This is a genomic window from Bradyrhizobium sp. CER78, from assembly GCF_029846235.1.
Lineage (GTDB): Bacteria > Pseudomonadota > Alphaproteobacteria > Rhizobiales > Xanthobacteraceae > Bradyrhizobium.
Genome location: NZ_JARVWP010000017.1, coordinates 94,272 through 108,651, shown reverse-complemented (window position 1 = coordinate 108,651; position 14,380 = coordinate 94,272). Strand labels below are relative to the sequence as shown.

The following is a 14,380-nucleotide window of genomic DNA, read 5'->3' as shown; positions in this document are numbered from 1 at the left end:
AGGGTCATGGTCCGCATGAGGCGGCGGGTTCACGGCGCTCGGCCGCCCGGCGAGACCAGGCGGAGCGAGGGGCATATGCGTTTCCGTCAACCCATGTTTAGCTCGAAGCCGAAATAGGAGGTGCCGTGATGAAGATGCATATGTTGTCGGGTGGACGGCTGCGGATGTCCAAGCGGACCTATCTGCCTGATGCGCCGCGCGGCGAGACGATCGAGCTTCCGGTGTCCTGCGTGCTGCTGCGACACCCGCAAGGCAATGTGCTGTTCGACACAGGATGCCATCCCGATGTCGCGACCGATCCGGAAGGGCGGCTCGGCACGCTTGCCAAGTTCATGCAGCCAATCATGCCGGCGGACGACCATGTGTTGACGAGCCTGAAGGCGGTAGGCCTTGGTCCCGACGATATCGACGTGGTGATCTGCTCCCATCTGCATACCGATCATTGCGGCTGCAACGCCTTCTTCAAGAAGGCGACGGTCTTCGTCCACGCGCTCGAGCTCGAGGCCGCCAATGCGTCCAACGCGCTCGATCGCGGATACATCAAGGCGGATTGGGATCATCCGCTGAAGATGGAGATCTTCGACTGCCAGATGGATGTGTTCGGCGATGGCAGGCTGACGCTGATTCCCTTGCCGGGACATTCGAAGGGAACGACCGGCGCGCTGGTCAAGCTGGACCGGAGCGGCGAATTCCTGCTTGCCGCCGACGCGCTGAGCGTGCGCGCCAATCTCGATCAGCGAACTTCACCGCGGAACAGCCTCGATGTTGATCAATTCCTGAAATCGCTCGACGAGATCGCCAGGCTCGAGGCGTCAGGTGTCAAGATCATCTGCGGCCATGACGATGCGCAATGGGCCAGCCTGCAGAAGGGCCCGAACGCCTATTTGTAATGGACCGGCGCGGCTTGCAGGTGTATTTCCGCGCGATATGGTATGCCACCGCCGGAGATCATCTGGCTCACAACAACAAGGAAAATGCAGATGTCCAAGGATGGTTTGTGCGCGATCGTGACCGGATCGGCATCGGGCCTCGGCGCCGCTACCGCGCAAATCCTCGCCACGCAGGGCGCGCGCCTCATCATCAACTATTCCAACAGCAAGGCGGAGGCCGAGGCGACGGCCGAGCTCTGCCGCAAGCAGGGCGCGGAGGTGCTGGTGGTGCAAGGCGACGTCTCGCGCGATGAGGACTGCAAGAAGATCGCGGCCGCCGCGCAGGGCTGGGGCCGTCTCGATGTGCTCGTCAACAATGCCGGCACCACCAAGCATGTGCCGCATCACGATCTCGACGGCCTGACCGCGGAGGATTTCCAGCGCATCTATGCGGTCAACACCATCGGTCCGTTCCAGATGGTTCGCGCCGCGCGCGCGCTGCTTGAGGCCGGTGCGAAGGCTTCGGGCCGTCCCTCGGCGGTGGTGAACGTCTCCTCGATCGCCGGCATTTCCGGCGGCGGCTCGTCGGTGGCCTATGCCGCGAGCAAGGGTGCGCTCAACACCATGACGCAGTCGCTGGCGCGCGCGCTGGCGCCGTTGATCCGCGTCAATACGGTGTGTCCGGGTTACATCGATACGCCGTGGTTCACCAAGGGCCGCGGCGAGGCGGGCGCCAAGCAGGTGCGTGATACCGTGATCGCGCGGGTGCCGCTGAAGGTCGCGTCAACAGCTGAGGACATCGCCAACTTGGTTTGCTTCCTCGCGAGCCCGGCGTCGAGCAACATGACCGGTGAATTCGTCCGCATGGACGCCGGCATGCATCTCATTCAGTGACGCGCCTTTTGCGTGATTGCAGAAACGAAAATGCCCGGGCCAAGGCCCGGGCATTTTGATTTTGGAGCAATGTCGTGGCTGGTTTTATTTATTCCCGATATCCGGGATCACGCGCGCCGCGACCAGCCGGTTCCAGATGAACAGCACCACCAGCGCGCCGATCGTGGCGGTGATGAAGCCCGCGCCCTGTTCTGGACCGTAATGGCCGATCGCCTGGCCGATGAAGGTCGCGAGAAACGCGCCGGCGATGCCGAGCACGGTGGTGAGAATAAAGCCGCTCGGATTATTCGGCCCCGGTGACAGGAACCGCGCGATGATCCCCGCAACAAAGCCGACGATGATGACCCAGATGATGCCGCCCATGACTGTCGTCCTCCTCAGATGGAATCAACGCTGCCGCTAAAGCCTGCCGTTAAGCTCGTCGCCGCTCGGCAGCCGTCCGTCCGGCGTCAGATGGTTGACTGCGTCGGGCAGATATTGGCTCAGGCCCTGCAGCAATTGGTCGCGCGACATGCCGCTCTGCGACGCCAGCGAGTCGATCTGGTCGGCGCCGAGCGCGTTGGCGAGATCGCCGGGCGAGATCTGCTTGTTGGGACCATTGCTGACCCAGGAATTGGCCGTGTCGCCATGGCCCTTCTGCTGCAACTGATTGAGCAGATCGCCAAGGCCGCCGCTGAGCACGGTGCCGGCCGCGCCGCCGGCGAGCAGGCCGCCAAGGCCGCCCTTGAGCAAATCACCGAGCCCGCCGCCACCGGCGCCGCCGGGCAGGCCAGCGGTGACATTGCCGGGGAGTTGTGGCGCCTGCGCCGGGGTCGGTTGAGGAGCGGTTGCGCCCGGCTGGCCGCCGGAGAAATGCTTGACCGCCTTCCAGGCGAGCAGCGCCAGGATCGCCATGGTCATCGGCGACATTCCGCCGCCGCTGGAGCTGTCGGATGGTGTGCTTGGCGCGCTCGGTCCGCGGGGGCCGTTCTGCATGCCGTTGAGTACGTCGAGTAAACCCATGATCGTCTCCTGCCGCAACCGTGCCCCGAGCGGGAAACATAGCTTCGGCCCATGACGGTTACAAGGCGGGCCACCCGGCGGCGGCGTATCGAAATAGGCAGGCAACCCCAGGTCTGCTATCGAAGTCTGCTATCGAGGTTTGCTATCGAGCCCTGATGAACGGACGTTTAGCCAGATGAACGTGGACCGGCCGATCGGGATTGCGGGCGCCGGAAGCATCGGTTGCTTCGTCGGCGGCATGCTGGCTGCGTCCGGCCGCCGCGTCGCATTGCTGGCGCGGCCGCGGCTGATCCGGGAGATCGCGGACAACTGCTTGCGGGTCAGCAGTTTCGACGGCTCGGAGCGGATGGTGCCGGCCGACCGGCTCATTCTGTCGGACGATCCGTCGATCCTGCGCGACGCCCAGACCGTGCTGGTGACGGTGAAGAGCGCCGATACCGGCGAGATCGCCGAATTGATCGCGCGCCACGCTCCCACTGACGCCGCGGTGATCAGCCTGCAGAATGGCGTCGGCAATGTGCCGCTGCTGCGCGATCGCTTGCCGGGCCGCAGGCTGCTCGGCGGCATGGTGCCGTTCAACGTGGTCGCGCTCGGCGACGGCCGCTTCCATCGCTCGACCTCGGGCGACATCGTGATCGCGCAGGACGATGCCGGCACCGCGGCACGGCTTTCGGTGTCCGGTCTTGCGATCAAGGCTACCGCCAATATCGACGGCGTGCAGTGGGGCAAGCTGATCGTCAATCTCAACAACGCGCTCAATGCCCTGTCCAACATTCCGCTGCGGCAGCAACTCGCGCAGCGCGGTTGGCGGCAACTGTTCGCCGACCAGATGGTGGAGGGTTTGGCCGCGGTTCGCGCCGAGGGCATCGCGCCGGTGTCGCCAACGCCGCTGCCGTCGAGCTGGATGCCGCATCTGCTGCGTCTGCCTGATGCGCTATTCGGCATGCTGCTTGGCCGGACCATGAAGATCGATCCCGAAGCGCGCTCCTCGATGTGGGAGGATCTTCAGCGTCGCCGCCGCACCGAAATCGATTATCTGCAGGGCGTGATCACGGCGATCGCGGATCGCCGCGGGCTCCAGGCTCCGCTGTCGCGCCGCATCATCGCGCTGATCCGGCAGGCCGAGGCCGACGGCAAGGGCTCGCCGGGGCTGACGCCGGAACAGATCCGCGCGGCGTCGTCGTGAGCGCCGACGATCGTCTGCCATATCGTTCGCACAACCGGGGAGGTGACATCTTGAAACGATCCTGCGTCATGCTGCTCGCACTTGTTGCGCTCGTGGCCGGCCCGGCCCCCGCCGCACCGCCGACCGTGGTGCCCTCGCCAGGCTATGATGCGCGTCTGCAGGAGCAGCGCGCGGCGGCCGCGGGCCGACCGGCCATGCCCGCCCACAAACCGGTCACGCACCGGCACCACAAGCGCGGTCACACGCGCTGATCCAAGAGAGAATGATTGAGATGAAGCCGCTTGGTCTCGCGCTTACCTTTCTGCTTGGCTCGGTTGCGACGGCAAGCGCCGCCGACTATGCCGGCTCGATCAGTGCCTACCGGCGCGCCAACCGCATGCCCGCGGTGAAGCTTGACGCCAAGCTGAATGTGATGGCGCTGAAGCAGGCGCAGGCGATGTCGGCGACCGGTTCAGTCAGCCATTCCGCAGGCGGCAGCTTCTTCACCCGCATCGCGCCGCTGAAGAAGCAACGCGCGGCCGAGAATATCGGCGCAGGCTTCATCGCCTTCGCCGAGATGCTGAAGCAGTGGGAGAATTCGCCGGGGCATCGCGAGAACCTGCTGATGCTGGGCGCCAAGCGCGTCGGCGTCGCCTACGTCGACAATCCGAAGTCGCCGTACCGCAGGTTCTGGGCGATGGTGATCACCGACTGAGGTCAGTTCGCTTAGCCAGCTTGGTTGGTGGCGGCGAGGCCGGCGTGAATAGCTTCTTCAAGCCATCCAGTCCCTCGGAAAGCCGCGGCCATTCGCAGGAGAACGTTCCCTTCGCGCAGTTCCCCGCCTGCGGCCGCACCTTGGGAAGAGGGGGGGCCGCAACGCGCGGCTTGACCGGTCGTGCGACCGGGACGGGGATCTTCACCGGCTCGCTCTGCAGTGAGGCCTGCTGAATCTGCGGCTGCTGCTTTTCCTGGCGCTCCAGCTGCTTTGCGTTGAACGCCGCGACGATGCTCGAACGGCGCTCCTTCTCGAGGTAGCCAGTATATTCCTGGTCGATCTTCTTCTGCTCGTCCGGCGTCGGATTGGGGCCTGCGATGTCGAAGCTGCGGTCCTGCATGAAGTCGTAGTAGGTGTAGCCGCCGCCGGGTTTGCGGCGCCCGGCAAACTTGGCGTTGCAATCGGCAAGTTGCGCGGTCCTGTCTTCCTTGGTCTTCGCCTTCTCGGCGAGGTCGGCGCAATCCTCGAAATCCTTCGGCGCGCTGCGCCACCATTGGGCGTGCGCGGTCATCGGCGCCAGCATGAAAGCGGCGCTGACGACGGCAACGGACAACGCCGATGATCGTGACAGCATCACGGACATTTAAACCAAACTCGAACGACACAGTGTGAGCGGATTGTCGCCATTTTGGTGACGCTTGTCACCCCGGAACCCGCCGATTTCCCTGACCATTTGTCATGCTTGATCTGATGAAATATTCGGCGCGCATCATTGGAATATCTGAGGAATTCGTAGCCGAAGGTACCATGGACCTTGGGAACAATTCGCCTCGAATCGTTCACTTCACCCGGTGCAGCAATGCGACCAGCTCCGCCTGTCGATGCGTGCCCGTCTTCTGGAAGATCGTCTTCAGCTGATTGCGCGCGGTGGCAAGGGCGACGCCGGCCTCCCGCGCGGCCGCTTCGACGGAATCGCCGCGCGCAAGTCGCGTGGCGAGGCGTGCCTGCGCCGGCGTCAGTTCGAAGGTCGCCGCCAGCAGCGCAGAATCGAATGCGGCGCTGCCTTCGAGATCGCGGATCAACAGGATCGCGCGCGCGCCCAGGAACGGTGAGCGCGCGGCGGGCGGCACCGGCTGCATCTGGATCACGATCGGCCGCTTGTCGATCCTGCGCACCACGATCGGCGCTGTCGGGAGCGGGTGCAGGTCCGAACTGTGGGCCAGCAGATCGATCAGCCTGGTCAGATCGGCATTGGCCTGCCGGTCGAGCAGAGTGAGGCGGTTGTTGCGGATCGCGAGATCGTGCCCGAGGCAGGCTTCCGCCTGGCCGTTCATGCCGATGACGGCGCCGAAGCGGCCGACGGCAATCGCCGCGACCTGGATCAGGTCGAGCGCGCTGGTGATGCCCGATAGCGCAGCGCGGCCGACAACCGAGGAGAGTGTCGCGGCTTCGGTGAGCCGCGCCGACACGCGCGAGAGCGCCTTGACCTCGTCGGCGTCGAACATGCCTTCCTTTGGCGAGCGCTGAATGGTCAACGCCCACAGAGCGGAGCCGGCGTGAAATCCGATCCCGGCAAACCATTTCAGTCCGAACTCGCCGAGCGTGGCGTAGAGCGGATCGCGCAGCATGTCCGCCTCGGAGGCGAACAGGTCCGCGTCGGTGATGACCTCGGTGCCGGCGAGCAGCAGCGGCACACCGCGCGCCGCGCGAATGTCGGTGAGGTGAAGATTGTGCGGGAAGTAGATCTTGCTGAAATAGTCGGTGATCGATTGTGTGCGTGGAATGTCTTGAGTACGGACATCGCTCTGAAGCAAGGCAGCCCCGGTCGCGCCGACGGCCGCGCAGACCTCGTCCATGAAGGACGGCCAGGTCGCGGGATCGAGAACCACGTCGCCAAGGCGCGCGGTCACATCGTCAAGCCTGTGCAGGTCGACCAAAGGTTCAGCTCCGCCCTATGCAGAGTTTGTTGTTTCGTAGAGCGAAACAGGTCGCGCCTACTTCCGCCCGGTACCGGGCATAAGAAAACCCGGCCGTCCGACATGCAAGTGAAATCGATCACACATGGAGGAGTCGGGCCGACAAACCTTGGTGAAACACGATCGAAAATCGGCGGGTCCGGCAGGCCGGCATGATCCGGCTGCCGCAAAAAGCGTCAATCCTGCCGGCGATCGGCCGCAGCCAGCGCCACCCGGCAGAAGCTGGCGGCGATCGCGACGACATCCTCGACCGGCTGCGGATATTGCTTCGAGACCCAGCGCAGCGCGATCGAGATGACCGCGCCGACCATGCCGGTCGAGAGCAGCGTCGCAGCCGCGCCCCTGTCACCGTGTTTTGCATCGAGCACCGGCGGCACCAGGATGTCGCTGAAGACACGCCCGGCGTCGAGCTTGACGGCATCGACCGCCGGGCTGATGCCGGAGATTTCCAGCAGGAAGACCCGTGCGGGCTTCGGATGCTCCTTCAGCCGGGTAAAGTACAGCGTCAGCGCGGCGTGCAGTCTTGCTTCGGCGTCGTCGCCGGCGGCCGCGGCGGCAGCCGTCATCTCCTCATGCAGATGGCCGACGACATGATTGTAGGCAGCGATCAGCAGCGCTTCGCTGTTGGCGAAGGACTCGTAGAAATAGCGCTCGGTGAGCTCAGCTGCCTCGCAGATCGCCTTCACCGTCGCGCTGCGATAGCCGACCTCGCCATAGACCTCGATCGCGGCGTCGATCAGCTTCAGCCGCCGCTCGGTGCGGCGCTCCTCGGCGTCCATACCGCCATAGAGGCGGGCTTTCCGGCTGCTTGCCATGAAAAGTGTATTGACATGAGCCATTGTCAGATGTCAAGTTATCTGACAATAATGATTGTCAATTCTGCTGCGGGAGGGTCAGGGCGTGTCCACTCATTTCGACGTGTTGATCGTGGGTGCCGGCTTGTCAGGCATCGGCGCCGGCTACCATCTGCAGACCAACTGCCCGGACCGCAGCTACGCCATTCTCGAAGGCCGCGATTGCATTGGCGGGACCTGGGACCTGTTCCGCTATCCCGGCATCCGCTCCGACTCCGACATGTACACGCTCGGCTATTCGTTCCGGCCGTGGACTGCGCCGAAGGCGATCGCCAACGGGCCGTCGATCCTGAACTATGTGCGCGAGACCGCGCGCACCTATGGCATCGACAAGAAGATCCGCTTCAACCACCGCGTCGTGCGCGCCGACTGGTCGTCGGCCGATTCGCAATGGACGGTCGAAGTCGAGCGCGGGCCGGAGCAGACGATCGAGCGCCTCACCTGCAACTTCCTGTTCATGTGCAGCGGCTACTACAAATATGAGCACGGCTACACGCCGGACTTCCCCGGCATCGCCGATTTCGCCGGCCGCGTCGTCCATCCGCAGAAATGGACCGACGACATCGACTATGCCGGCAAGAAGGTGGTGGTGATCGGCAGCGGCGCGACCGCGGTGACCCTGGTACCGGAAATGGCCAAGACCGCCGCCCATGTCACGATGCTGCAGCGTTCGCCGACCTATGTCGTGGCGCGGCCGGACGAGGACAAGGTCGCCAACTGGCTGCGGGCGCGGCTGCCGGCGAAGCTCGCCTACGGCCTCACGCGCTGGAAGAACGTGCTGTTCGGGATGTATTTCTACCGGCTGTGCAAGCGCGATCCGGAGCGCGTGAAGAAGCTGATCCTCGGCGGTGTGCGCCACGCGCTCGGCCCCGATTACGACGTCGCCACCCATTTTACCCCGAGCTACAATCCGTGGGACCAAAGGCTCTGCCTGGTGCCAAACGGCGATCTATTCCAATCGCTGCGCAGCGGCGAGTCGTCCGTCGTCACCGACCAGATCGAGACCTTCACGCCCGGCGGTATCAAGCTCAAGAGCGGCAATGTGCTCGACGCCGATGTCGTGGTGACCGCGACCGGCCTCGATCTGCAGGTGCTCGGCGGGCTCGAGATCAAGGTCGACGGTGCGCCGGTCGATCTGTCGAAGACCATGAACTACAAGGGGCTGATGTATTCGGGCGTGCCGAACCTCGCTGCGGCCTTCGGCTACACCAACGCATCCTGGACGCTGAAATGCGACCTGACCTGCGAATATGTCTGCCGCATGCTCAACCACATGAAGGCGAACGGCTACGCGCAGGTGACGCCGCGGCGGAACGACCCAACCGTGACCGAACTGCCCTGGGTGGATTTTTCCTCGGGCTATATCCAGCGCGCGGCTGCCAGGTTCCCCAAGCAGGGCTCGCGCCGGCCGTGGCGGCTGTACCAGAACTATGCGCTCGATATCATGACGCTGCGCTTCGGCTCGCTGAAGGATGAGGCGATCGAGTTTCTGCCGGCGCGCCGGGCTGGCGCCGCGGATGCCGCCGCGAATCCGGCGCGGCAGGTCGCATAACGCGCGACGCCGCGAACCAGGCACAACTTCGCGCGCCCGTCGGGGCGCGGGCTGGCGATCATTCGGCGCCTCTGCTATGGGAGGGCTGCGCCCGCACGCTTGAGCCGCGGGCGGTGCGGTCCCGTAGCTCAGCCGGATAGAGCGACGGTTTCCTAAACCGTAGGTCGGAAGTTCGAGTCTTCCCGGGATCGCCATTTTCCGCCTGGTTGCGCGCAGCGCACGCCGCCGGCGACCGCCTCCTCCCCTGATCGAAGCCGCAAACGGCCTTTGCGCGCCGCCTTCCGGCGTCGGTGCGGCGGGCATCTGCCCCCAAATTCACCCCAAATTAGGGAACGCTCCGGACAATGGGGAGGGGGCCACCGGAAGTCCGCGCGCATGCGAGCTAGCGTTCCAGAACGGGTTGAAGAGGGCGGCAGCGACGCCCTTCGCGATCCGCTGCGTTCAGGCGGCCGGCCGCTCGTTGTCGATGTCGACGAGGTGATGGTGCAGGGAAGCGCCGTCCCGGCAGGGATCGCTTCCGAATTGAGCCGTCGCGTTCTCGCGCTCACCACGGCGATTGCCAATGCGTTCGGACCGGAAGCGCGATCGACGCATGTTGCCGATACGTCGGGTTTCGATCCATCCCGCGCTCAGTTCGACCGTGACGCGGTGACCTTCCTCTTGCGGGTGCTGGGCGAAGGCCGCCCGATCTATCTCTGTTCGGAAAACTATTCCGAGCCGTTCGTCAGCGCTGTTGCCCAGCATCTCGGTGTCTTCACCGCCTGGGCTGCCGCACCGGCTGGTCGGTCGCCGGCGGCGCGGAACGAAGAGCCGCCACCCGTGCTGCGCCAAGGCTTTGACTATATCGGCAGCGCAACGGTCGCATTGCCGGACTTCGCATCGCGCGTGACGCGTCCCGGTCGATCCGAACCGGCTGCGTCCGCGCCGGCCGGTGTGCACAGCTGGCTGAAGCTGCTCCGGGTGCATCAATACGCGAAGAACGCCCTCGTTCTGGTGCCGCTGCTGACCGCGCATAAATTTACGCTGGGATCGGCGGCGACGTCGCTGCTTGCGGCGATCGCATTCTCGCTCTGTGCGTCGGGCGCCTACATCCTGAACGACATTCTCGATATCAGGGCCGACCGCGCGCATCCGGCCAAGCGCAACCGTCCGATCGCAAGCGGTGCGATCTCGGCGTCGCAGGCTGCCGGCGCGATGGTCCTGGCGCTAACAGCCGCATTCGCGATCGCTTTGTGCATATCGGCTGCGTTCGGCGGTGTCCTGCTTGGTTATTTTGCGCTGACCACGTCCTACTCGCTGTGGCTCAAGCGCATGGCGATCGTCGACGTCGTTGTGCTGGCGACGCTTTACACCGTCCGCGTGATCGGCGGCGCGGTCGCGATCAATGTGCCCATGTCGGAATGGCTGCTCGCGTTCTCGCTGTTCATCTTCATGTCGCTGGCGCTGGTGAAGCGCCACATCGAGCTCGCCAGCCAGCCGGAGGGCGCCGTGCTGGCGGCGCGCGGCTACCGGGTCGACGACAAGTCGATGATTGCGATCCTCGCCGCGGCGTCGGGCTTCAACGCCGTCGTGATCTTCACGCTCTACATCTCGTCCGATACGGTTCGCGCGCTCTACAGCCATCCGCAACTGCTCTGGGCCGGCTGCCCGATCCTGATGTACTGGATCGGCCGCGTGATGCTGTTCGCGCAGCGCGGATTGATCGACGACGATCCGGTGATGTTCGCGCTCCGGGATCGCGCCAGCTGGATCGCGCTTGGCGCGATCGGCGTCATCATGCTCGCCGCCATCTAGCGATGCCGGCGGCTGCATTGCCAGGACGCGCGACGGCGAGCTCCAATCCGGACCGGATTGGTCTCTCCGGCTGGGGCAATTACCCGAAGGTGTCGACCGAATTGCTGGCGCCGCGAACGCCCGCGGGCGCACGGGACCATCTGCTCGGGCGCTCCGGCGTCGTCGCCCGCGGGGCGGGCCGCGCCTATGGCGATGCGGCGATCGGCACGCACACCACGATTTCGACGCGCGGCCTGAACCGGATGCGGAGCTTCGATGCCGCAAGCGCCGAATTGACGGTCGAAGCCGGCGTGACCATCGCCGACATCCTTGCCGCGTTCGAGCCGCGTGGCTTTTTCCTGAAGGTCGTGCCAGGCACGAAATTCGTGACCGTCGGCGGTGCGATCGCGGCCGACTTGCACGGCAAGAACCACCATCGCGACGGCGGCTTCGGCACGATCGTCGAGTCATTCCGCCTCGCGCTGCCGGGCGGCGAGATCTTGTCGTGCTCGCGCGCGGAGAACGCTGCACTGTTTATGGCGACGCTCGGAGGCATGGGCCTGACCGGCATGATCCTTGATGCGACGCTGCGGCTGCTGCCGATCGAGACGGCCTGGCTGCGGCAGGACACCCGCGTTGCCGGCAATCTAGAGGCGGCGATCGATCAACTGGAAAGCAGCGCGTCGGCCACCTATTCGGTGGCCTGGATCGACTGCCTTGCGCGCGGCGCGGCGCTCGGGCGGTCGCTGGTCTATCTGGCCGAGCACGCCACGCGCCGTGACCAGGAATTGCTGGGGCCCGAGCTCGCGCCGTTCCCCAGCCCTCGCATGTCGCGGCTATCGGTGCCGGAGCTGTTTCCCGGTTGGCTGCTCAACCGCGCCTCGATGCGGGCGTTCAACGAGCTGTACTTCCGCCGCGGCGCTGCGCAGCAGGGTGAACAACGGCTCGTCCATTGGGATCCCTACTTCTTCCCGCTCGATGCGATCGCCGACTGGAACAGGATCTACGGCCGGCGCGGCTTCGTGCAGTATCAATGTGTGATCCCGCAGGCGCACGCGCGCCGCGTGCTCGCTGACATCCTGGACCGGGTATCGCGGCGCGGCGATGCGTCGTTTCTTGCCGTGCTCAAGCAGCTCGGCGATGGTGGCGGGCCGATGTCGTTTCCGCTGCGCGGCTACACCCTAACGATGGACCTTCCGGTCAGCGACACACTGTTCGCGTTTCTTGATGAGCTTGATGCATTGGTGGTTGATGCCGGCGGCCGGCTCTACCTTGCCAAGGATGCGCGGCAGTCCCGCGCGACATTCGAATCCGGATATCCCGGCCTTGCGGCCTTGCGGGACATCCGCCAGCAGACCGGGGCAACCACGCGCCTTGTCTCCCATCTTTCAGCACGGCTTGGAATTTGATGACCGGCACAAAATCAATTCTGGTGATCGGCGGCAGCTCGGATATCGGGCACGCGACCGCGCTGCGCTATGCGAGGGAGGGTTGGCGCGTGACGCTCGCTGCCCGCGATATCGAGGCCGCGCAGCGCAACGCGGATGATATCAGGACGCGAAGTGGCGTCGAAACGACGGTTCAAGCGCTCGACGTGCTGCAGACCGCGCAGTTGGCCGGCTTCGTCGCCGGCCTGTCCGTGCTACCCGACACTGTGGTGTGCGTCGTCGGAGAACTCGGTGACCAGTTGCGCGCGCAGACCGATCCCGAGCTTGCGACGACGATCATGCGCACCAATTTCGAAGCGCCCAGCCTGTTGCTCGAGCAGTTCGCCCAACGCTTCGAGGCGCGCGGTTCGGGAACCATTGTCGGGGTCAGTTCGGTCGCCGGCGATCGCGGGCGGGCGTCGAACTACTATTACGGCGCGGCCAAGGCCGGCTTCTCGCAATTCCTGTCCGGGCTGCGCAACCGTCTGGCGCTTGCGGGCAAGGTCCGCGTCGTCACCGTCAAGCCCGGCTTCGTGCGCACCAGGATGACCGCGCATATGAAGCTGCCGGCGCCCCTGACCGTCGATCCGGACCGCGTCGCCGACGATATCTACCTCGCCGATGTGACGAGGCCGCGCGACGTGATCTATGTGGCCCGGCGGTTCCGGCTGGTGATGACGATCATTTGCGCGCTGCCGGAGGCGATCTTCAAGCGGATGCGCATCTGACGGTCGGTTCGCTGACTGCTTCCGTCCCTGAACTGCGCAGCAGCACAATGCCGACAATGAGTGCGATCAGCGGAATGATTGCAAAACCGCCGATCGAGAACGTGCTGAGCGCCTGTTCGCCGTTGTAGGAAGACGCCATCTGCATCGCTTGCAGGTAGCCGAACGCGCCGATCGGAATCGGCAGGGCGTAGATGATCCCTCGTTCCCATTCGCGCGCGCTCGCCAGCAGCGCCGGCAACAGCAGCGCGAGGCCGACGCTGAAGATCAGGAAGTCGTAATCGTAGGCGTAAGGGCTGATGCAGACCGACACGATCGCAACGAGGCCGAACCGCTCGCGCGCCGGCATCGGCCGGTAAGCTGCAATGAGGACCACGGCAAGCGCCAGCACTGCGGCGACGCCCTGGGCGACGAACGCAGCCGACGCGGATAACCCCGCGGTTCGCAACGCGGCATAGATCGAGATCATGCGATGCATCGGGTAATTGCCGTGCTCCAGGAACACCGACGAATCGCGCACGCTCTGCAGGAATGCGCTCCAGATCTCGACGCCGAAGACCGCCGTGCATATCGCCGAGCTGATCAAGACGACGGCGGCGGCCGTCATCACCACGATCCAGGACCGCCGCAGCACGGCGTAGACCGCGAACGCGATGGCGAGATGCGGCTTGATGATCATGAGGCCGAGAGCGGTCCCCGCAAGGATTGGCCGCTCCTGGAAGAACAGGCAGACCATTCCGATCAGCGCGGCCGTCAGCAGGCTGTTCTGTCCGCAGGCCAGCGTGATCCCGATCGTCGGAAAGAAGACGATGAGCACCAGCACGAAGTTATCGCCTGCGAGACGGCGCAGCACGGCGAGGTACAGCGTCAGCGTCGAGGCCACGAACAGCAGATAGGCAATCCCGACCGGGATCAGCGCGAACGGCGCCAGCAGCAGGCTGAATTGCGGCGGATAGGTCCATGGCATGAAGCCATCGCGCCCGCCCGACACCTCTCTCTGGATGACGATGAGCTTGGCGAATTGATAGGCCTGATCCACCGTGCCCAGCCACACCAGTTTTGCGGTGATGTAGAAGGCGTTAAAGTCGACAAGGTCGCGGCCGTGCCCAAGCCCCAATCGAGCCAGCCACACGGCCTTGAAGACGATGGCGACGGCCAGAAGCGCGAGGATACCGCTGATGTAAGCGGTTCGCTTCGAGGTGGTCGACCGAATGGCTTCCAGGGTAGTTGGGAACATCAAACCGGGCCTTTGTTGCGGCAATTCAGGCTAGGTCGAATAGGTTAAGCAGTCGAAAAATCGGGCGGATAGAGTGGTTCGACGTCTGCCGCCTGACGGTCGCGTGACGGCCGTGGGAACCGACGGTATATCGGTGCCCGGCTGCGACTTTCGCTGGACGCTCCGTCGGCGGCAGTGATAACGGCTGGGAA

Annotated in this window: 14 protein-coding genes and 1 tRNA gene; 9 read left to right on the top strand and 6 right to left on the bottom strand. The window is 64.8% G+C overall.

Annotated features, from left to right (window positions below):
- Positions 1–128: 128 nt before the first annotated feature.
- On the top strand, positions 129–890 hold the full coding sequence (locus QDT69_RS29450) for an N-acyl homoserine lactonase family protein (RefSeq protein ID WP_279709977.1): 762 nt from the start codon (positions 129–131) through the stop codon (positions 888–890).
- A gap of 90 nt (positions 891–980) precedes the next feature.
- The gene (locus tag QDT69_RS29445) at positions 981–1,763 is read left to right on the top strand and encodes an SDR family NAD(P)-dependent oxidoreductase (RefSeq protein WP_279709976.1); all 783 of its coding nucleotides are present in this window, start codon (positions 981–983) and stop codon (positions 1,761–1,763) included.
- Between the two features lie 84 nt (positions 1,764–1,847).
- Here the strand turns inward: QDT69_RS29445 and QDT69_RS29440 are convergent, their stop codons facing one another.
- Together QDT69_RS29440 and QDT69_RS29435 are read right to left on the bottom strand one after the other, a co-directional pair.
- A complete protein-coding gene (locus QDT69_RS29440; RefSeq protein ID WP_021080200.1) occupies positions 1,848–2,126 on the bottom strand; it encodes a GlsB/YeaQ/YmgE family stress response membrane protein in 279 nt (92 codons plus the stop codon).
- Positions 2,127–2,162: 36 nt separating this feature from the next.
- A complete protein-coding gene (locus tag QDT69_RS29435; protein WP_279709975.1) occupies positions 2,163–2,765 on the bottom strand; it encodes a YidB family protein in 603 nt (200 codons plus the stop codon).
- Positions 2,766–2,940: 175 nt separating this feature from the next.
- Between QDT69_RS29435 and QDT69_RS29430 the strand changes: the two genes are divergently transcribed.
- Entirely contained in the window at positions 2,941–3,951 is a 1,011-nt protein-coding gene (locus tag QDT69_RS29430) for a 2-dehydropantoate 2-reductase (protein WP_279709974.1), read from the top strand.
- A 271-nt stretch (positions 3,952–4,222) separates the two neighbouring features.
- Positions 4,223–4,645 carry a CAP domain-containing protein gene (locus tag QDT69_RS29425; RefSeq protein ID WP_279709972.1) on the top strand — a complete coding sequence of 141 codons (423 nt, stop codon included), beginning with the start codon at positions 4,223–4,225 and terminating at the stop codon, positions 4,643–4,645.
- On the opposite strand, the gene QDT69_RS29420 is transcribed toward QDT69_RS29425, so the two are convergent.
- The 3 genes from QDT69_RS29420 to QDT69_RS29410 form a co-directional block, all read right to left on the bottom strand.
- Positions 4,635–5,288, bottom strand: a complete 654-nt coding sequence (locus QDT69_RS29420) for a hypothetical protein (RefSeq protein WP_279709971.1) — start codon at positions 5,286–5,288, stop codon at positions 4,635–4,637. The two genes, QDT69_RS29425 and QDT69_RS29420, sit on opposite strands and share 11 nt — an antisense overlap.
- Before the next feature lie 196 nt (positions 5,289–5,484).
- On the bottom strand, positions 5,485–6,555 hold the full coding sequence (locus QDT69_RS29415) for a hypothetical protein (protein ID WP_279709970.1): 1,071 nt from the start codon (positions 6,553–6,555) through the stop codon (positions 5,485–5,487).
- Positions 6,556–6,797: 242 nt separating this feature from the next.
- Positions 6,798–7,436 (bottom strand): TetR/AcrR family transcriptional regulator, encoded by a 639-nt coding sequence (locus QDT69_RS29410; RefSeq protein WP_279709969.1) that lies wholly within the window; start codon positions 7,434–7,436, stop codon positions 6,798–6,800.
- 85 nt (positions 7,437–7,521) lie between these two features.
- On the opposite strand from QDT69_RS29410, the gene QDT69_RS29405 reads away from it, so the two are divergent.
- The 5 genes from QDT69_RS29405 to QDT69_RS29385 all read left to right on the top strand — a co-directional run bounded on the left by QDT69_RS29405 (position 7,522) and on the right by QDT69_RS29385 (position 12,955).
- Positions 7,522–9,027 carry an NAD(P)/FAD-dependent oxidoreductase gene (locus QDT69_RS29405; protein WP_279709968.1) on the top strand — a complete coding sequence of 502 codons (1,506 nt, stop codon included), beginning with the start codon at positions 7,522–7,524 and terminating at the stop codon, positions 9,025–9,027.
- Positions 9,028–9,144: 117 nt separating this feature from the next.
- Positions 9,145–9,221: transfer RNA gene (locus QDT69_RS29400), tRNA-Arg, on the top strand.
- A gap of 181 nt (positions 9,222–9,402) precedes the next feature.
- A complete protein-coding gene (locus QDT69_RS29395; RefSeq protein WP_279709967.1) occupies positions 9,403–10,821 on the top strand; it encodes a UbiA family prenyltransferase in 1,419 nt (472 codons plus the stop codon).
- Between the two features lie 2 nt (positions 10,822–10,823).
- Positions 10,824–12,209 carry an FAD-binding oxidoreductase gene (locus QDT69_RS29390; RefSeq protein WP_279709966.1) on the top strand — a complete coding sequence of 462 codons (1,386 nt, stop codon included), beginning with the start codon at positions 10,824–10,826 and terminating at the stop codon, positions 12,207–12,209.
- The gene (locus QDT69_RS29385; protein WP_279709965.1) at positions 12,209–12,955 is read left to right on the top strand and encodes an SDR family oxidoreductase; all 747 of its coding nucleotides are present in this window, start codon (positions 12,209–12,211) and stop codon (positions 12,953–12,955) included. Before QDT69_RS29390 ends, QDT69_RS29385 begins: the two co-directional genes overlap by 1 nt.
- Here QDT69_RS29385 and QDT69_RS29380 read toward each other — a convergent pair.
- Positions 12,936–14,189: a glycosyltransferase family 87 protein gene (locus QDT69_RS29380; RefSeq protein WP_279709964.1), complete on the bottom strand. Its 1,254-nt coding sequence runs from the start codon at positions 14,187–14,189 to the stop codon at positions 12,936–12,938. The two genes, QDT69_RS29385 and QDT69_RS29380, sit on opposite strands and share 20 nt — an antisense overlap.
- Between the last annotated feature and the right edge of the window lie 191 nt (positions 14,190–14,380).